The sequence below is a fragment of the Thiorhodococcus minor genome (assembly GCF_010820565.1).
Taxonomy (GTDB): domain Bacteria; phylum Pseudomonadota; class Gammaproteobacteria; order Chromatiales; family Chromatiaceae; genus Thiorhodococcus; species Thiorhodococcus minor.
Window position 1 is genome coordinate 54586 of record NZ_JAAIJQ010000006.1, and the last position, 19586, is coordinate 74171.

14 protein-coding genes are annotated in these 19586 nt (G+C 65.3%); 13 read left to right on the top strand and 1 reads right to left on the bottom strand.

Annotated elements, in window-relative coordinates:
• Positions 1–33 precede the first annotated feature (33 nt).
• The 13 genes from G3446_RS03275 to bioA all read left to right on the top strand — a co-directional run bounded on the left by G3446_RS03275 (position 34) and on the right by bioA (position 17828).
• A complete protein-coding gene (locus tag G3446_RS03275; protein ID WP_164450976.1) occupies positions 34–1413 on the top strand; it encodes an N-acetylmuramoyl-L-alanine amidase in 1380 nt (459 codons plus the stop codon).
• 130 nt (positions 1414–1543) lie between these two features.
• The gene (mutL, locus tag G3446_RS03280; protein ID WP_164450977.1) at positions 1544–3427 is read left to right on the top strand and encodes a DNA mismatch repair endonuclease MutL; all 1884 of its coding nucleotides are present in this window, start codon (positions 1544–1546) and stop codon (positions 3425–3427) included.
• 1 nt (position 3428) lies between these two features.
• Entirely contained in the window at positions 3429–4433 is a 1005-nt protein-coding gene (gene miaA, locus G3446_RS03285; protein ID WP_164450978.1) for a tRNA (adenosine(37)-N6)-dimethylallyltransferase MiaA, read from the top strand.
• Between the two features lie 373 nt (positions 4434–4806).
• The gene (gene hfq, locus G3446_RS03290) at positions 4807–5058 is read left to right on the top strand and encodes an RNA chaperone Hfq (RefSeq protein ID WP_164450979.1); all 252 of its coding nucleotides are present in this window, start codon (positions 4807–4809) and stop codon (positions 5056–5058) included.
• A 38-nt stretch (positions 5059–5096) separates the two neighbouring features.
• The gene (gene hflX, locus G3446_RS03295) at positions 5097–6416 is read left to right on the top strand and encodes a ribosome rescue GTPase HflX (RefSeq protein ID WP_164450980.1); all 1320 of its coding nucleotides are present in this window, start codon (positions 5097–5099) and stop codon (positions 6414–6416) included.
• 258 nt (positions 6417–6674) lie between these two features.
• Complete coding sequence (gene hflK, locus G3446_RS03300; RefSeq protein ID WP_164450981.1) at positions 6675–7847, top strand: FtsH protease activity modulator HflK; 1173 nt, start codon at positions 6675–6677, stop codon at positions 7845–7847.
• A complete protein-coding gene (hflC, locus tag G3446_RS03305; RefSeq protein WP_164450982.1) occupies positions 7847–8728 on the top strand; it encodes a protease modulator HflC in 882 nt (293 codons plus the stop codon). The genes hflK and hflC overlap by 1 nt, the downstream gene beginning before the upstream one ends.
• A gap of 186 nt (positions 8729–8914) precedes the next feature.
• Positions 8915–9097: a DUF2065 family protein gene (locus G3446_RS03310; protein ID WP_164450983.1), complete on the top strand. Its 183-nt coding sequence runs from the start codon at positions 8915–8917 to the stop codon at positions 9095–9097.
• A 9-nt stretch (positions 9098–9106) separates the two neighbouring features.
• Positions 9107–10345 carry an ATP phosphoribosyltransferase regulatory subunit gene (locus G3446_RS03315; RefSeq protein ID WP_164450984.1) on the top strand — a complete coding sequence of 413 codons (1239 nt, stop codon included), beginning with the start codon at positions 9107–9109 and terminating at the stop codon, positions 10343–10345.
• 23 nt (positions 10346–10368) lie between these two features.
• Positions 10369–11664, top strand: a complete 1296-nt coding sequence (locus tag G3446_RS03320) for an adenylosuccinate synthase (RefSeq protein ID WP_164450985.1) — start codon at positions 10369–10371, stop codon at positions 11662–11664.
• 264 nt (positions 11665–11928) lie between these two features.
• Entirely contained in the window at positions 11929–15009 is a 3081-nt protein-coding gene (locus tag G3446_RS03325) for a DUF2868 domain-containing protein (protein WP_164450986.1), read from the top strand.
• Entirely contained in the window at positions 15009–16445 is a 1437-nt protein-coding gene (locus G3446_RS03330; protein ID WP_164450987.1) for a GTPase/DUF3482 domain-containing protein, read from the top strand. The genes G3446_RS03325 and G3446_RS03330 overlap by 1 nt, the downstream gene beginning before the upstream one ends.
• 99 nt (positions 16446–16544) lie before the next feature.
• On the top strand, positions 16545–17828 hold the full coding sequence (bioA, locus tag G3446_RS03335; RefSeq protein ID WP_164450988.1) for an adenosylmethionine--8-amino-7-oxononanoate transaminase: 1284 nt from the start codon (positions 16545–16547) through the stop codon (positions 17826–17828).
• Positions 17829–18248: 420 nt separating this feature from the next.
• Here the strand turns inward: bioA and G3446_RS03340 are convergent, their stop codons facing one another.
• Entirely contained in the window at positions 18249–19178 is a 930-nt protein-coding gene (locus tag G3446_RS03340) for a hypothetical protein (RefSeq protein ID WP_164450989.1), read from the bottom strand.
• Positions 19179–19586 lie beyond the last annotated feature (408 nt).

The following is a 19586-nucleotide window of genomic DNA, read 5'->3' on the forward strand; positions in this document are numbered from 1 at the left end:
GCTCGCGACGCGTTGAGCTAAGGGTGGCGAATCGTGAATAGGCTGTTTGTACTCCTTCTGCTACTGATTTTCCTGCCGACGGCCGGGGCGCAGGTGGCGGTCGAGTGCTCTGGCGTCTCGACGAGCTCGGACAAGACCCGAGTCGTCCTCGATACCAGCTCCGCCATCTCGCATCGTATCTTCACGCTGGATTCGCCAGACCGCGTCGTCATCGATATCCCGAACGCACGCCTTGTCGGCAAGCTGCCGGCGGCGAGGGCTGGGGATCCCACCCTCGTCGGTCTGCGCAGTGGGGTTCGGAATCGCGGCGATCTCCGGGTCGTGGTGGACGTCAAGCATGCGGTGCGGGTGAAGAGCTTTCCGGCGAGACGCGATGGTGGCGGGCACCGGCTGATCGTCGAGCTCTCCCCGGCCAGTGACTCCCTGCGGCCCTCTGCCAGTGGCGGGACGACGCGGAAGGTGAGTCAGCGCTCGCCCTCGAGAATGGTCGCGCGCTCGAGCCGGGCCAGGACGGCCGTCATCGCCATCGATGCCGGACACGGCGGAGAGGATCCCGGCGCGATCGGGCCGAGTGGGACGCGCGAAAAGGACGTGACCCTGGCGATTGCGCGGCGACTCGCCAGGCTCGTCGGCAGGGAGTCCGGGATGCGCGCCGTGCTTATCCGCGATCGCGATACCTTCATCGCCCTGCGCGAGCGTATTCGGCGTGCCCGCAAGCACAAGGCGGATCTCTTCATTTCCATCCACGCGGACGCCTTCAACAATCCGGAGGCCCATGGCTCTTCCGTCTACACCCTGTCGCAAGGTGGCGCGAGCAGCGAGGCAGCGAACTGGCTGGCCGATCGCGAGAACAGCGCCGATTTGATCGGGGGCTTGGACCTGGCCTCGAGCGATGAGCTGCTGGCGACCGTGCTGCTCGACATGACGCAGAATGCGACCATCGAGCACAGTACCGAGGCGGCCGGGGCCGTGCTGGGCTATCTGAAGCGGGTGGGGGACGTCCACAAGGGGCACGTGCAGCGCGCTGGCTTCGTCGTGCTCAAGTCGCCGGATATCCCCTCGATCCTGGTCGAGACGGCGTTCATCAGCAATCGGAGCGAGGAGCAGCGTCTGCGCTCCAGCGCCCACCAGGAGCGCATCGCCAAGGCCGTTCTGGCCGGGGTCAAGACCTACTTCTCCAAGTATCCGCCCCAGGGCTACTTGAGCGCGAGCGCGGACAGCGGCCTCGATCGGACCGCCCCCCGTTCAGCGAGTGCCCGAGGGCTGCGGCACGTGATCAGTCGCGGCGACACCCTCTCCGAGATCGCCCAGCGTTACCGGGTCACCGTGAGCTCATTGCGCGCGGAGAACGGGATCGAAGAGGGCGACTACATCCGCGTGGGCCAGGTGCTTTCCATTCCTGCGGGGTCCTGACGCGGGCCAGGCGCGCTGCGCTGGGGCACAGTGACGCGAGTCGTCTGGGCTCGCGGCGCAGCTCGGCAGCCCAGATGGCCCCGGGCGTGGGGCTTGCCACGGCGCCTCGCTTTTGTTGTGATGGGCGGTTATGCCCAATCCGATCCGCATCCTTTCCGACCACCTCGTCAACCAGATCGCCGCCGGCGAGGTGGTGGAGCGGCCGGCGTCCGTGCTCAAGGAGCTGATCGAGAACAGCTTGGATGCGGGCTGTCGCCGGATCGACGTCGAGGCCGAGCAGGGCGGCGTCAAGCGCCTGCGCGTGCGCGACGATGGCCGCGGCATCCCGCGCGACGAGCTGCCGCTTGCCTTGTCGCGGCATGCGACCAGTAAGCTGGCTCGGCTCCAAGACCTCGACGCCGTGGCCAGCCTGGGCTTCCGCGGCGAGGCCTTGCCGAGCATTGCCTCGGTGAGCCGGCTGACGTTGACCTCGCGCGCGAGCCAGGTGGATGACACTTCCGACACGGGCGTCTCCGGCTGGGAGGTCTCGGTCGGGATCGACGGCGAGCTCGATGGGCCGCGGCCGGCGCCTCACCCCGAGGGCAGCACCCTGGATGTCCGCGACCTCTTCTTCAACACGCCGGCGCGGCGCAAGTTCCTGCGCAGCGAGCGCACGGAGCTCGACCATCTCGAGCAGGTCTTCCGGCGTGTCGCACTTGCGCGGCCGGATGTCGCCATGTCGCTCAAGCACAACGGCCGTGTGCTCCAGAGCCTGCCATCCGCGGAGACCGATCCGGCTGGCGTGTCGGCGCGTTTGGACCGGCTGCTCGGAAAGGGCTTCGTCGACAAGGCGCTTGCCCTGGAGGAGGCCGCGGTGGATCTGCACCTGCGTGGCTGGGTGCTGCAGCCAGCGTTCTCCCGCAGCCAGGCCGACCAGCAATTCTTCTATGTGAACGGGCGCATGGTGCGCGACAAGCTGGTGACGCACGCCATCAGACAGGCCTATAGCGACGTGCTGCACCACGGGCGTCATCCGGCCTATGTGCTCTTCCTCGAGCTGCCCCCTCGGCTGGTCGACGTCAACGTCCATCCAGCCAAGCACGAGGTGAGGTTTCGCGAGTCCCGCCAAGTCCACGACTTCCTCTTCAGCGCCCTGCATCGGCGCCTCTCGCGGGGTGCCTCCGCGAGCGAGCAAGCCGATGCCGGGCAGCCTGGTATCGGCCCTCCCAATGCTCCTGCGGGCACGGCGTCGAGCACCCCAGCCTCTGCTGCAAGCGACTTCGCGGATCGACCGCAGGGTCGGGATCCCCTCGGCACGCCCTCCCTAGGTAAGGATCGGATCGGCGAGGATCGGCGGGCCTATCAGGCATCGCTGAGCTTTCAGCGTCCCACGGTCGGGGGCTCGGCTCAGGGGGGAGCGCCACCGGAGGCGCCCTCGGGCACTGAGCAGCCGTCGGCGCTGGGCTATGCGCTTGGGCAGCTCAATGGCGTCTATCTCCTGGCCCAGGCAGAGGATGGCCTGCTCCTGGTCGACATCCACGCAGCGCACGAGCGCATCGGCTACGAGCGGCTCAAGGCGGCCTGGAGCCGAGGCCAGGTCGTGTCCCAGCCGCTCCTGGTGCCTATGAGCGTGCACGTCAGTCCGCGCGAGGCCGAGCTGATCGAGGGCCATCGCGACGGTCTCGGGCGGCTGGGGCTGCGGGTGGACCGTATCGATGCCGGGAGCCTGGTGGTCCGGGATGTGCCGGCCATCCTCAAGGACGCGGACATCGAGCAGCTGGTGCGCGACCTGCTTTCGGACCTGGCGGAGCATGGGCACAGCGGCCGTCTCGAAGAGGCGATCAATGGCGTGCTCGCGACCATGGCCTGTCACGGCGCGGTGCGGGCCAATCGGCGGCTCACGCTCGACGAGATGAACGCCTTGCTCCGAGACATGGAGCGAACCCAGCGTATCGATCAGTGCAACCATGGCCGGCCGACTTGGATCAAGCTCACCTACGCCGAGCTGGACCGCATGTTCGCGCGAGGGCGTTGAGATGGTCGCGAAGGCGCCTGCTGAGCCCAATGTCTGGGACGATCGGCCGCTGGCCGTCCTGCTCATGGGGCCGACGGCCTCCGGCAAGACGGATCTCGCCGTCGAGCTCGTCGAGCGGTTGCCCTGCGAGATCATCAGCGTCGACTCGGCAATGATCTATCGCGGGATGGACATCGGCACCGCCAAGCCAGGGGCCGAGGTGCTGGCGCGCGCACCGCACCGGCTCATCGATATCCTGGATCCCGTCGAATCCTATTCGACGGCGCGGTTCCGCGAGGATGCCCTGGCGGAAATGGCCGAAATCCAGTCGCGCGGGCGCATTCCCCTGCTGGTGGGCGGCTCCATGCTCTATTTTCGCGCCTTGCAGCAGGGGCTGGCGGCGCTGCCCAGCGCGGATCCCGGGGTGCGCGACACGCTCAACGCGGAGGCGGAGCGTATCGGCTGGGATGGGCTGCATGCGCGCTTGACGGAGGCGGATCCGATCTCGGCGGCACAGATCCATCCGCACGACCCGCAGCGAATCCAGCGTGCGCTGGAAGTGCTCATGCTGGCCGGGCGCCCCATGAGCGCCCTGATCGCGGAGGCCGAGGCTGCCGCGCTTCCTTATCGCCTGCTCAAGCTCGCGCGCGCACCGCGGGAGCGGCGCACCTTGCACGCGCGCATCGAGCGGCGGTTTCACGCCATGATCGAGGGGAGGCTGGTCGATGAGGTCAGCGCGCTCTGGGCGCGTGGCGACTTGGATCCCGATATGCCCTCTATGCGCTGCGTGGGCTACCGCCAGGTCTTGAAATATCTCTCCGGCGCTTACACTTGGCAGGAGATGTTGCATCGCGGCATCGTGGCGTCCAGACAGCTGGCCAAGCGGCAGCTGACCTGGCTGCGGGCAGAGTCCGATTGCCACTGGCTGACCGACGAGCCGGCGCCCGCCGAGGCCGCCGAGGAGCTGGTGCGGCAGGCGATGGCGGGGGAGGCGGTCGCGGTCGCGACTGGGCTCGGGTGCTCGTAGTCGAGTTCCGCTATGGCACGTCGGCGTCGTTTCTAAGACACTAAGGGCCTGCGGCAGTGGCGGGCGTTTCCAGGGTACTCATGGGCGCCCTTCGATTGCCGCGTCCTTGGTGCCTTAGCAGTATCAGGCTTCAACATCGGCCGATCTTGCCACTCCCTGGGCCGCGGGCTCGCGGGGTGGAAGTACCCCTTGGTACAGGAGCAAGGATCGGAGCCGGCTCGTGGGAGCGAGCCTGCCTGCAAGTCTCCTTCGGAGGGTGTGCCTGTCCCGGCTGCGCCCCATCCGATCTCGGCGCGTCTCTACTCATCTGACGACGCGCTGGTTTTTGAGCCGGGCATTGCATGACTTACCCAAAACAACAAGGAGCCAATCCATGTCCAAGGGGCAAAGCCTCCAAGATCCCTTTCTGAACGCCCTGCGCAAGGAGCGTGTGCCTGTCTCGATCTTTCTGGTCAACGGCATCAAGCTGCAAGGCCAGATCGAATCCTTCGACCAGTTCGTTGTACTGCTCAAGAACAATGTGAGCCAGATGATCTACAAGCACGCAATCTCCACGGTGGTCCCGGCGCGCAACGTGAAGCTGCCGACCAATGACCCCAGTGCACCTGAGCCCGGGAATACTTGAGCGCGGAATCTGGACCCGCGCCGTTCCGGGATCTGGGCATGACTGGCGGCGCGACGCTCGTCGACGGGCGGCCGGACGCGGGCGAGCTGGCGATCCTCGTCCATCTCGACATCGGTGGCACCGTCGAGCAGGACGAGCGCAACGAGCTCAGGCTGCTCGCGGAGGCGGCTGGTGCCGAGGTGGTGGGCGAGCTGGGCGGTACACGCTCGGCTCCGGATCCGCGCTTTTACGTCGGCACCGGGAAGGCGGAGGAGCTGAAGGACCTGGTCGCGTCGACCCGCGCCGAGCTGGTCATCTTCAACCATCCGCTGTCCCCGGCACAGGAGCGCAACCTCGAGCGGCTGGTGCAATGCCGCGTGGTCGATCGGGCAGGACTCATTCTCGACATCTTCGCCCAGCGCGCCCGCTCCTTCGAGGGTAAGCTGCAGGTCGAGCTCGCTCAGCTTAGGCATCTGTCGACACGGCTGGTGCGCGGCTGGACCCACTTGGAGCGCCAGAAGGGCGGTATCGGACTGCGCGGCCCTGGTGAGACCCAGCTCGAGACGGACAGGCGCCTCCTCGGCAAGCGTGTCGCCATGCTCGAGCGTCGTCTCGAGCGGATCGAGCGGCAGCGCGCCCAAGGGCGCAAGGCGCGGGCGAAGGCGGAGCTGCCCATCGTCTCGCTCGTCGGCTACACCAACGCAGGCAAGTCGACCCTCTTCAACCAGCTGACCGAGGCGGGTGTCTTCCAGGCCGACCAGCTCTTCGCGACCCTGGATCCGACCTTGCGGCGTCTCGAGCTGCCGACCGGAGATCCGGTTCTGGTCGCCGATACCGTGGGGTTCGTGAGCGACCTGCCGCATGAGCTGGTCGCGGCCTTTCGGGCGACGCTCGAAGAGACGCGCAGTGCCTCGCTGCTGCTCCATGTCATCGACGGCGCGGCGAGCAATCGCAGCCGTCTCATCGCCGACGTCGAGGCCGTGCTCGGGGAGATCGGTAGCCTCGAGATCCCGCGGCTGGAGGTGATCAACAAGATCGACCTCATGTCCGGCCAAGAGCCTCGGTTGGATCGCGATCAGGATGGCCGTCCGGTGCGTGCCTGGCTGTCGGCCCAATCCGGCGAGGGCATGGATCTGCTCCTGCAGGCGGTGGCCGAGCTGACGGGGGGCGAGCGGGTGCAGCATCGCGTCCGACTCGAGCCGGCCGACGGCCGGCTGCGGGCCTGGCTCTATGGACACGCCCAAGTCTTGTCCGACCGGCCAACGGAGCAGGGCGGATGGGAGCTGAGCTTCACCATGGGGCGGGTCGATTTCGAGCGTCTGGCGGCGCGCGAGCCCGAGCTGGAGGCTAGACTCGTGGACGGCGCATCGGCCGCCTGAGCGCAGCGGCCGGCGCCGTTGCGTTTGCCCGCGCCGCACGCCTCACTTAGAATCCGCCGCTCGATCTCGCTGCATCACTTGCTTTTGTCCTGCCCGAGCTTGATATCCTCGAACTCGGTCGGCACAGTTTCCGACAGCCCCGCGCGGCGAAGTGCGATGGCGCATCTCTGACGGCCAGACTGGCGTGGCCCTTTCGGTCAGCGATTCGAGTCGGTCTGACGACTCACTTTCCTTTATCAAGAGACAGACGGAGAAGCTATGGCCTGGAACGAGCCAGGTGGCGGTAACAAAGACCCTTGGAGTGGCAAAGGCGGCGGGGAGGAAGGACCCCCTGATCTCGATGAGGTCGTACGGAAGCTCCAAGAGCGTCTTGGCGGGCTCTTCGGCGGGAAGCAGCCCCCAGGCAGCGGCTCCGGCGGTGGCGGCTTTGGCGGCGGTGGTCGCCTCAGCACCAAGGTCGTGGGCGTTATCCTCGGTGTCCTGCTGGTCATCTGGCTTGCTACGGGCATCTACATCGTCGAGCCCGCGGAGCGTGGTGTCGTGATGCGCTTCGGCCACTACGTCGATACGACGGGTCCGGGGCCGCATTGGCATCTGCCGATGCCGATCGAGCGCGTCATCAAGGTCAACGTCGATGAGATCTCGACCCTAACCCATAAGGCGGCCATGCTCACTCAGGACGAGAACATCGTCGAGGTCGAGCTGACGGTGCAGTCGCGCATCCAGGACGCTGCCGACTATCTCTTCCAAGATCAGGATCCGGAGCGCACGCTCAATGACGCCACAGTGACGGTGCTCCGCGTCGTGATCGGCCAGAGCAAGCTCGACTATGTGATGACCGAGGGGCGTGGCGCGGTCGCCGTCACCATCAAGGAGCGCATCCAGAATCTGCTGGATCGCTATAAGACGGGTCTCTTGGTGACGAGCGTCAACATGCAGCCGGCCAAGCCGCCGGAGCAGGTCAAGGCGGCGTTCGACGATGCCATCAAGGCACGTGAGGACAAGGAGCGGCTCGAGAACCAGGCCGAGGCCTACGCCAACGAGGTGCTCCCTGATGCCCGTGGTAAGGCGGCGCGCATCGTCGCGGACGCCAAGGCCTATCGGGACCAGGTGATCGCCGAGTCCGAGGGTGAGGCGTCGCGCTTCACGGCGATCCTCGCCGAGTACGCCAAGGCGCCCCAGGTGACGCGTCAGCGGCTGTATCTCGAGACCATGGAAGACGTGCTCGGCAACAACGGCAAGGTCCTCCTGGACGTTCAGGAAGGCGGCAACAGCCTGCTCTATCTCCCAATCGATCAGCTCATGAAGCAGCATCAAAAGACGCAATCGCAGACGGTACCTTCGTCGACGGCGCCAAGCGCGTCGACGGCGATTCCATCCGACCAAAGCCCGCCGCGTCGCGTGGTGGATCGTGATCGGAGGTCGCGCTGATGAATCGCTCGACACTCATCAAGACATTGCTGCCGCTCGGCCTCGCCGTCGTCGTGGTCTTCTTTTCGGCCTTCACCTTCGTCGTTCAGGAGTACGAGGTTGCGCTGAAGCTCAGGTTGGGCGAGATCGTTGCCGATCAGTACGATCCGGGAATCCACTTCAAGGTGCCTGTGCTCAACCAGATCAAGAAGTTCGACCGTCGACTCCAGACACTGGATTCTCAGCCGGAGCGCTTCTTGACGGTCGAGAAGAAGGACGTGATCGTCGACTCCTATGCCAAGTGGCGGATTGCGCAGCCGGCTCAGTTCCTGCGCTCCACGGGAGGCAGCAACGCGAGGACCAGCAGGCTGCTATCTGAACGGATCAATACCAGCCTGCGTGACGAGTTTGGTAAGCGGACCATCCAAGAGGTGGTCACGGACGACCGGCTTGCCCTCATGGAGCTGCTGACCAAAGAGGTGAACGCCAATGCGGGCGACCTGGGCGTCGAGGTCATCGACGTCCGGGTCAAGCAGATCGACCTCCCACCCGAGGTCAGCGAATCCGTCTATCAGCGCATGCGCGCCGAGCGTGAGCGGGTAGCGAGAGACCTCCGGGCCAAGGGTGGGGAGGCTGCCGAGCGTATTCGCGCCGATGCGGATCGTCAGCGCACAGTCATTATCGCTGAAGCCTACAAGGAAGCGGAGGAGACCCGTGGCGAGGGCGACGCCAAATCGGCGGAGATCTACGCCAAGGCCTACACGCGGGATCCGGACTTCTACGCCTTCTACCGCAGTCTCGAGGCCTACCGCAACTCGATGGGCGAGGGTGGAAACATGATGGTGCTCGAGCCCGATTCGGAGTTTTTCCGCTTCTTCCGAGAGGCCGACGGCCAGCCTTAGCGTCCTCCCGTCCCAGGACCAAGGGTCCTTGTCCCATGAAAAATCCCCGTAAGGGGATTTTTCATTGTTGGACAAAGCGATTGGTTGGACAAAGCGATTGCGGTCTGAAAAGATAGCGGCCTTTGGCCGCGCGCCTCAATGCAGCGGGACTCGCGATCGATTGCCTGTCGGGACTGTCTCTAAATCGTGCACGATCTCCTAACCGCCCTTGCTCTCATGCTGGTCATCGAGGGCATTTGGCCCTTCCTCAGTCCAGGCACATTCCGTCGCATCCTCGCAATGATGGCGCTCGAGGGCGAGCGGCCGCTCAGAATCGGTGGCCTGCTCAGTATGCTCCTCGGCGTCGGTCTGCTCTATCTCGTCAACTGAAGAACAACCATGAATGAGGAACGGTGGCTCCTACCGGCAGGCATCGAAGAGGTGCTGCCGCCACAGGCCCAGGTGATCGAGTCCCTGAGGCGCGAACTGCTCGATCTCTACGCGAGCTGGGGCTATGAGATGGTCATACCCCCGTTCATCGACTATCTGGATTCGCTGCTCACCGGGACTGGACAGGATCTTGACCTCCAGACCTTCAAGCTGACGGACCAGTTGTCCGGAAAGCTCCTGGGGGTTCGCGCCGACATGACCCCGCAGGTGGCGCGGATGGACGCGCACCATTTGCGCCGCGAAACGGCAACCCGGCTCTGCTACCTGGGGACCGTGCTGCATACCATGCCGGATGGCTTCGGCGGCAGCCGCAGCCCGCTCCAGATCGGCGCCGAGATCTATGGGCACTCGGGGATCGAGAGCGATGCCGAGATCCTTCGCCTGACCCTGCTCACGCTGCAGACTGCGGGCATCGGCGAGTGCTATCTCGACCTGGGGCATGTCGGAATCTATCGGGGCCTGGCACGTCAGGCAGGGCTGGATGCCAGTCAGGAGCATGCCCTGTTCGACGCCTTGCAGCGCAAGGCAATTCCCGAGACCGAGTCTCTGATCGGCGGGTTCGGCGTCAGTGGTGGCGCGGCCGACATGCTCCGGGTGCTCGCCGAGCTGAACGGCTCCGATGCCTTGCAGCAGGCCGATACCCTGCTGAAGGGTGCGGATGCCCAGGTGCGCGAGGCGCTCGACTACCTCCATGCGCTGGCCGAAGAGCTCGGCCGTTGGATTCCGGGCTACTCCATTCACTACGACCTCGCGGAGCTGCGCGGCTACCGTTACAAGACCGGCGTCGTCTTCGCCGCATTCGTGCCTGGCTGGGGTCTGGAGATCGCCCGTGGCGGACGCTACGACGACATCGGTCAGGTCTTCGGGCGGGCGCGCCCCGCAGTCGGCTTCAGTACGGATCTCAAGGGTCTGTTGAGGCACGGTCAGGGCCTCGAGGAGCGTTATCGGAGCAGCGCGCCCGTCTATGCCCCCTGGTCCGCGGATCCCGCGCTGCGCGAGACCGTCGAGACGCTGCGCAGCTCGGGCCGACGCGTCATCAATGCGCTGCCCGGACTCGCCCAAGACCCGCGCCAGCTCGGCTGCCAGCAAGTGCTGGCAGAGCGGGACGGGAGCTGGGAGCTGCAGACGATCGATTCAATAGACATCGATTCAATAGACACTGATCTCAATAGCCACAGATCTCAATAGATATTGACTAGGAAACCTGATTGATGGGCAACAACGTCGTCGTAATCGGAGCCCAATGGGGCGATGAGGGTAAGGGTAAGGTCGTCGACCTGCTGACCGACCGTGCAGCCGCCGTGGTGCGCTTCCAAGGTGGTCACAACGCAGGTCACACCCTGGTCATCGAGGGTCACAAGACCGTGCTGCATCTGGTCCCCTCGGGCATCCTGCGCGATGGCGTGCGCTGCCTGATCGGCAATGGTGTCGTGCTCTCGCCGTCGGCCCTGTTCGAAGAGCTCGATATGCTCGACAAGGCCGGTGTGCCGGCGCGCGAGCGCTTGGGTATCAGCGCCGCCTGTCCGCTGATCCTTCCTTACCACATCGCATTGGACCATGCGCGTGAGCGCGCCCGTGGCTCCAAGGCCATCGGCACCACGGGCCGCGGAATCGGTCCGGCTTACGAGGACAAGACCTCGCGGCGGGGCATTCGGCTCGGCGAGCTGCTCGACGCGGACCACTTCAAAGAGCGCCTGCGCGAGGTCTTGGATTACCACAACTTCACGCTCGAGCACTATTTCAAGGCGGACACCGTGGACTATGCGGCCGTCCTCGACGAGGCCCTCGCGCAGGCCGAGGCGCTGCGACCCTTGATTGTCGACGTCCCGGGTCTGCTGCAAGAGCTGCGCGCGCAGGGCAAGGACGTGCTCTTCGAGGGTGCGCAGGGCGCACTGCTCGACATCGATCATGGGACCTATCCCTATGTCACCTCCTCCAACACCACGGCCGGCGGCGCGGCCTGCGGCAGCGGCGTCGGCCCGCGTGATCTGGATTACGTGCTCGGTATCGTCAAGGCCTATACCACTCGTGTCGGCGCTGGACCTTTCCCGACCGAGCTGCACGACGCCGATGGCGATCGGCTCGGCGAGCGCGGCAACGAGTTCGGCGCGACGACCGGCCGCAAGCGCCGCTGCGGCTGGCTCGACATGGTCGCGCTCAAACGCTCCTTCGCCATCAACAGCGTCAGCGGCATCTGCATCACCAAGCTCGATGTCCTGGACGGCATGGAGACGATCAAGATCTGCACCAGCTACGAGATGGATGGCCAGGAGCTGAGCGCGCCCCCCGTCGGCGCCGACGCCTTCGAGCGCTGTCAGCCCAAGTACATCGAATGTCCGGGCTGGAGCGAGTCGACCATCGGGGCTGCCTCCATGGACGACCTGCCAGCCAATGCCCGTGCCTATCTGGAGACGATCGAGCAGCTGAGCGGCCTGCCGGTCGACCTTATCTCGACCGGACCGGACCGTCTCGAGACCATCATTCGACGCCATCCCTTCGACGTTTGATCCTTGACGTGATCTCGGCGCGCTTGGATGCGCGCGCCGAGCGCACCTCCCTCAGCGTTTCCGGCGACGCGCCGGCGACTTCTCTGGCACTGATCCTTGCATCTCGATGGATCGAGGACGCCGAAGCCGCGTCGGCGCGCTGTCGCAGGCTCGGCGCGATCAGGCCAAGCCGATGAATTGATGTCCCCAATATGGGATTATTCCCACCCTCGCGGCGCATCTCGCGCTCGTCCTCAGACCTCGGTTCAAGAGCAAGCAATAGCAATGGACCCTCGACAGCAGCCAGACGATTGGATCCAAGCGGACACGCCCAAGGCCAAAAAGGACGACTGGAGCGTCGCGGATCTGATCGATTTCGAATACTACCTCGACGCCGACGAGCGCGAGCTGCGTGAAAAGCCGGCGTCGCGCAAGGCATTGGCGGAACGGGACCGGTCGATCTACACGGAGGAGGTCGATGGACGGACGTCGGGGCAGACGCCGCACTCCCCCGGACATCGCCGGCTGAGTCTGCGGCTTTGGCTCAAGTCCCGCCGAAATACCGAGGATCCGAGCATCCGGGGGCTCTTGCCGGGGACTACCTTCGGCGCGGCGCAGCGTCTCGGCGCCTATGCGCTCGGTGGGCTGGGCTTCTTCCTCGGCATCGCTGTCGCCTCTGCATTGCTGAGTTACGACGGCACCCTTCCAGTCAGCGTTCCCTGGTTCGTCTTTTTGCTGGTCGTGGTGCAGTTCGGTGTCGTGCTGGCGGCCGTCTGGACCTGGCTGCGCCGCGCCTTGCGCCGCGAGAAGGCATCGGTGGATGAGTCCTGGCTCCTCAGTCACGCCATTCGTCCCTTCCTGACGCGCGCGGCGAGCTGGCTTCAGCAACAGCGCCTATCCCAGACCTCCAACGAGATCCGCGAGCGTGCGTTGGCGACGCAGGGACTGCTCAAGTCTCAATACGCGGTCTATGGCGCGGTCTCGGTCATGCCGCTCGTCATCCTTGTCCAGGTCTTCGGCGTGGCCTTCAACCTTGGCGTAGTCCTGACCACCATCGCACTGGAGTGGTTCACGGACATCGCGTTCGGCTGGGGGACTTCCTTGGCGGCGCATCCGCAGACCATCTACGACATCGTCCGTGTCATCGCGACACCCTGGAGCTGGCTGTTCGGTGAAGGCGTCGGCTATCCGACACTGGAGCAGATCGAGGGCTCGCGGATCTATATGGAGCAATGGGCGTCCTTCGCACCTGGCTCCCGGCCCGATCCCGAGCACCTGAGGTCGTGGCGCTGGTTCTTGGTGCTTGCGGTCATGACCTATGGGCTGCTTCCACGGCTCATTCTGCTCGGTGCCTCGGCGCTCGCTCAGCGATTTGCGCTCGCCCGACTGACCTTCACGCACGGTCGCACCCAGGCACTCTATGCGCGCATGCTGACGCCACTGCTCGATTTCGAGAGCAAGTCGTCGGGGCAGGGCGTCGAGATGCCCATTCCGGCCAAGCTGGAGCCAGGTAAGCCAAGGTCCGGTCTAATCGGTCCGCTGACCCAGGGCAAGACTGCGGTCGCCAAGCGTCCATGGCGCGAGGAGAGTCCGGCGAGGATTCGCAGAGGGCCGTACAAGCCTGGGCCGGCGGACAGGACAGAGGAGGTCGAGGAGGCCGGGCCTGCGGAGAAGACGGCTGCGCCTGCTACCGCTCCGATCGCCGATCTCAGTGCCCCTGAGCGTCCCCTGGAGCCGACTCCCGAGATCCCTAAGGCGGAGGTGTCTCCACCAATCGAGCCTCCAGCCGAGACAAGAAGCCTCGCGACGCCCGTGGCGCCCGAAACTGAGGCTCCGCCGGAAGAGGCCGAGACCGTCGATCAAGCAGCGAAGCTAGTCCCCGAGAAAGATGTTGGCGCGCCGGAGACTCCAGAGGTCAGGCCGAGTCCGACGCCTGAGCCTGAGCGCTCGGGCGAGACCATGGAGAAGCCGGACACCGGGTCCGGGGCAGCTCCCGAGCCCGAGGCAACGTCCGAGAAGCCTGATGAGCGGGCTTCACAAGCGGCGCAGGAAGCAGCGCGGTCTGCGGCAGTTGAGCCAGCCGCCGAGGTAGAGGGACAGGAGGAGACCTCTCCTGCTGGGGAGATCTCGGAGCCCGCAGAAGCTCGGGCGGCAGAAGAATCCGTCGAGCCTGCCGCAGAGGAAGTGGAGCATCCTCTTGCAGAGCCAGAGCCAGAGCCAGAGCCAGAGCCACCTGCGGCGGTCGATGAGACCGAGGTCAAGGTCGGCGAAGAGTCGAGAGAGCCGGCCGAGGGCGACGAAGGCTTGGCGTCACCGGAGGCGGCCGTCAAGCCAGTCTCGGCCGAGCCCGAGACCGAGTCCCCTGAGTCCCCTGAGTCCCCTGAGTCCCCTGAGTCCGCCACAAAGCCTGAGGTCAGGGAGCCGGAGGAGGCGGCCGAGGTCGAGGAGACCATCGAATCCTTCGAGACGCAGCTCACCGAGCCGGCGCCAGAGCCAGAAGATGAGGGGCAGGAAGCAGCCGAAGGCGAGAGCTTTACCAGGGAAAGGCCGGAGGAGCCGCCAGCCCAGGAAGAGGAATCTCCGGACACCCGCAGCGTCCAAGCGCCTGAGCCTGAGCCTGAGCCTGAGCCTGAGCCTGAGCCTGAGCCTGAGCCTGAGCCTGAGCCGGCAGAGGCCGGGCAAGGGGAGACGGCCCCGCACGAGGAGCCGGCTGTCGACGAGCCTTCCGGCATCAAGGATGAGGTGTCTCGCCCCGATGCACCTCAGCCGCCGGTGTCGGACGCGGAAGAGGCGCCGAGCGCGGAGGATGTGTCCGAAGAGCCGAGTGCGCTGGACCGGGAGGAGGTCGTCGCGCAGGTGGAAGCGTCGCCTCCGGCTAGGGGCGGCGAAGAGGAAGGCGCGCTCCTCTACGCGCCGGATGCTTGTCTGCTCCTGGTTCACGTCGATGTCGACGACGTGCTGGAGGAGGAGGATCGGCCCCGGCTCGAAGCCCTCTTGCGCAGCCTGAGCGGCTGGCGCGTCGGGGCCTATGCAACCTTCGGCGCCGGCAGCGCCATGACCGCTCAGTCGCTCGCACTGCTCGACGAGGGCGAGTGGCAGGCGCCACCGCCGCGTGTCGCCGTGCTGCAGGACGGCTCGCAGCCGCCGATTACCGAGAACCTGGTGTTCTTGCGTGAGCTGAGGGCCGCGGCAGGTCAGCACGCACAGATGCTCTTGGCGCTGGTCGGCGATCCCGAGGACGAGGATCGGCTGCCGTCGGTCTCGACGTTCGATTACACGGATTGGCAGCGCAAGATCGACCAGATGGCCGACCCCTATCTGCGTCTCGAGATGCTGGCACCCTCGAGTGAGGAAGGAGAAGTCTGATGGCGGCGAAGATACCGCGACTGGCCATCATGGGGCATCCCAACGCTGGGAAGTCCTCCGTTGTGGCCACCTTGACCGAGAACGACTGCATCGCGATCGACAAGCGTGCGGGCACGACCACGACCTCGGACGTCTATCCGGTGGTGATCGACGGCCGAACCGTCATCGAGTTCATCGATACACCTGGCTTCCAGAATCCCAATGCCATCTTGGAGTGGTTCCAGGCCAACGAGAACGAGCGCGACCTGGCTAAGGCGTTCGTCAAGGCCCACAAGGCGGATCCGCTGTACGCCCACGATGTCGCACTCCTCGAGCCGGTGGCCGCTGGCGCTGGAATCATTCTTGTGGTGGATGGCTCCAAGCGCATCAAGGAGAAGGACCGGGTCGAGATCGAGCTGTTGCGGCTTACCGCGCGCCCGCGGATGGCGATCCTCAACAACTTGAGCAACCAGAATCGTCATATTAGCCGCTGGCAGGACGCCTTGAGCATGGCGTTCAACTCCGTGCGCGAGTTCAATGCCCACCGCGCGACCTATGCCGAGCGGATCCGCTTGCTCAATGCCTTGAAGGCCATCGATCAGCGCTGGGAGCCCCTGGTGGAGCAAGCGGTGGATGCCTTTGCGCGCGACTGGGATCGCCGTACCGACCAGGCCGTCAGCACCATCATCGAGCTGTTGAAGGATGCGCTCTCCTTCAAGACCTCCAAGACCGTCAAGAGTGGCAAGGTCATCTTTCAGAGCGGTCGGGATCGCGTCAGGGAGGAGATCACGGCGGAGTTCGAGGATGGTCTCCGTCAATTGGAGATCGACGCCCAGGAGCAGATCCGCGCCCACTTCCGTCACAACGTCTGGAATGTGAAGTCCGATTCGCTGCTCGGCCAGGATTTGCTGTCGGAAGAGGTCGGGCAGGCACTGGGACTCTCGCGGCGGCAGCTCGCCGTGGTCGGTATGGCCGCTGGCGCGGCTTCGGGCGTTACCCTGGACCTTGCGACCGCCGGCCATTCGCTTGGCACCGGGGCATTGGTCGGCGCGGCGACGGGCGGCTTCCTCGGCGTCATGGGTGGCAAGGCCCTGGCAAAGCTCAATATCGAGCGTGCCCCCAATACGCACGTCTTCACGATCGGGCCAGTGTCGAATCCACGCTTTCCCTTCGTCCTGCTCGACCGCATCGTCCTCTATTGCGCCAGGGCGATGAACTGGGCGCACGGCCGCCAAGCCGCGGACGAGAGCGCCGCCGACAAGGTGCCGGAGAAGGGCGTGGTCAGGCAGGGCTTCACGGAAGAGCTGTCGTCACAGGAGCAGCGCACCCTCGCCAAGTTCTTCAATGCGGCGCGGCGCGGCAAGGAATCCGATCTCGAAGAAGATTGCCGGGAGATCGCCAAGCGCATCCTGCGCGGCGTGTCCTTGAGCGAGATCGACAGTCGCAGTCATCTGTGAGCCGCCAGCCGCCAGCCGCCAGCTTGAAGCCTGGCCTTGGGCTGATCTCGCGGCAGGCGGCTTTCGTCCCGTCCGTCCCTTCTAAGGTTGAGTGATCGAGTGACAAGCGACGAGATACTCTCCATCGACCAGGCGCATGCCTGGCACCCCTATACCTCGACCATGGATCGCGATCCCGTCTATCCGGTGCGATCCGCCCGGGGGTGCGAGCTGGAGCTGATGGACGGGCGCATCCTGATCGACGGTATGGCCTCCTGGTGGTGCGTCATCCATGGCTACAGCCATCCAGTGCTCAACCAGGCGGCGCGCGAGCAGCTGGATGCCATGTCGCACGTCATGTTCGGCGGCTTGACCCACGAGCCGGCGATGCGGCTGGTCAAGTCATTGGTCGACCTCTCGCCCGAGCCACTGCAGCACGTCTTCCTCTGCGACTCAGGCTCGGTGTCGGTCGAGGTCGCGATCAAGATGGCCCTGCAGTTCTGGATCTCCTCGGAGCGCCCCGAGAAGCATCGGCTCATGACCATCCGCTCCGGCTACCACGGCGACACCTTCAATGCCATGTCGGTGTGCGATCCGGTAACTGGGATGCACCATCTGTTCAGCCGTGTCCTGCCGCAGCAGGTCTTTGCTCCGGCGCCGGTATCCAAGTTCGGAGAGGCCTGTGCGGCGCAGGATATCGACGCCTTCGCGGCGCTGATCGAGCACCGTCACGGGGAGCTGGCGGCCGTCATTCTCGAGCCGATCGTACAAGGGGCAGGCGGGATGCGCTTCTACAGCGCCGCCTATCTGCGGCAGGTCCGGGAGCTGTGCGACCGCTTCGACGTCCTCCTGATCGCCGACGAGATTGCGACGGGCTTCGGCCGCACGGGGCGCCTCTTAGCCTGCGAGCATGCCGGGATCTCGCCAGACATCATGACCCTCGGCAAGGCCCTGACGGGTGGCTATCTCACCCTCGCGGCGACCCTGGCGTCGCGCCGCGTGGCCGACACCATCTCCTCGGGCGAGCCGGGCGTCTTCATGCACGGCCCGACCTTCATGGGCAATCCGCTCGCCTGCGCCGTTGCGAACGCCAGCATCGAGCTGCTGCTGTCTGGCGACTGGCAGGGCAATATCCAGCGCCTGGAGCGTATCATGGCGGCCGGTCTCGAGCCTTGCCGCGCCGCGCCTGGCGTGGCGGATGTCCGCGTCCTCGGCGGGATCGGGGTGGTCGAGATGGCAGAGCCGGTCCCCATGCGGGAGATTCAGCGCCAGTTCGTCGAGCGGGGCGTCTGGGTGCGCCCCTTCGGGCGGCTCGTCTACCTGATGCCGCCCTACGTCGTCTCAGACGCACAGCTGGCGCATCTGTGCGGCGCCGTTCGCGATGTGGTCGGGGCTGCTAGCTAGGCCCCTGTGGGCGGTCCTGCCTTCGGCAGCCCTGTCTTCTCAGGCGCATCGCTTTCTCTGCCGATCCAGTGCGTCGGCAGCGCGATCGGTGGAGGGGCACCCCGCGGCGGCCAGGCTAGGTCGCGCCGAGGCAGGGCTCCCACGTCGGTCGGTCAACCTAGAAGGAGCTGCCGGCCACCAACAGCCAGCTTAGAGCTCTGTTTCGGGGCTGCTTTCGGGTCTTCTCCGAGTCACCCAACGGGTGAGCGGCTGGCTGGCCGGCCAGATAATCCGACAACCGTATGATATTCCTCGGCTGACGGCTGATAGCTGGAAGCTGGAAGCTGTCTGCTCCAATTAGGATCGTTCGACCTGAAAAGGCTAGTCGGGCCCCAAAGATCAGGAAGCCAGGCCCTGATCTCTGGGCGCCGAATGAAGAAGCTAGGTGCAGGTGCCGCGCTGCAATCCGCCCATGTTTCCCTTGCAGGTGCCGCTGGCACACATCGCGTCCGACCAGCAGGTCGATCCCTTCCGCATGCTCGAGCAGTAGTCGAAGCCGGCATAGGTGCGGGTGTCGCCGCTTGCGCAGCAGGTCAGGCTGGTGTCTTCGGCAGCCGTGGCCCGCGCGCAGGCGTTGTTGATGCAATCGGCATTCGACGAGCAGGCGGCGCCCACGCGGCCTCGTGATTTGCAGGTCCCCCGCTGCACGCCGCCGGCATTCCCCTTACAGTAGCCGCTGGCGCACATGGCATCCGACCAGCAACTGCTGTTGTCGGCCATGGATGCGCAGTAATCGTAGCCGGCATATCGGGTCGTATTGCCACTGGCGCAGCATGTCAGACTGGTGTTTTCGGCGGCCGTCGCCCGGCCGCAGGCATGGTTGTCGCAGTCGGAATCAACCGAGCAGGTCTCTCCGACGCGCGCGAGCTGGCTGCAGGTGCCTTTTTGCAGGCCGCCCTTGTTGTCACGGCAGTGGCCGCTGGCGCACATCACGTCAGACCAGCAAGGGCGGCCGTCGGCGATCTGCGTGCAGTAGTCGAACCCAGCGTAGGTGGCGATCGACCCGCTAGGGCAGCACACCAGTGCGCCGGAGCCAGCGTCGATCCGCCCGCAGGCGTTGTTCTTACACTCGGCGTTGCTCGTACAGTCCTCTGATACCCGCTTGGTCTTGAGCTTCTCTTCCGGCGTCACGAGGCCGATGCCCTCGCCAGCCTGCTCGACCCCTTCGCCCACTGTCTCTACGGCTGTTCCGACGCCCTCGACGATGGCGCCCGCGCCCTCCATAACCCCTTCGTTGCTGGAAAAGAGGACGTACGAGCCGACGCCTGCAATCACGAGCACAATCGCGAGAATGGCCAACTTGAGCTGCATCGCTTTTCTCTCTCTTTCAGTGACTTCGTTATGTGCATCAGCCTAGATTCGGCAATTGGAACCGCAAAGCCGCGAACGACACGAAGAAAAACAGAGGCTTGCATTGCTACGTCGCTTCACCCTCTGGGTGAGCATCGCTTCGTAGACAAGGTGTTGAAATCCTTTGCGCTCTTTGTGCCCTTTGCGGTTCAACTGCTCTTTTCAGGATCAGACTACAATCGATGGACACGCCGATCGCCCGAGCTCGCAATCCGCTTGTCGTGGCGCTAGGCCTTGGCGGGAGCGCCGTTCGAAGCTCAGTCGAAACGCGGCCAGCCCTTCGTCTAGCGCGCTAGCCCCGAGCAGCGATTGTGCAGGCTGGCGTCCGCGATCATGCCCGGGTGGGCGAAAACGCGCCGGTTCTTGCGC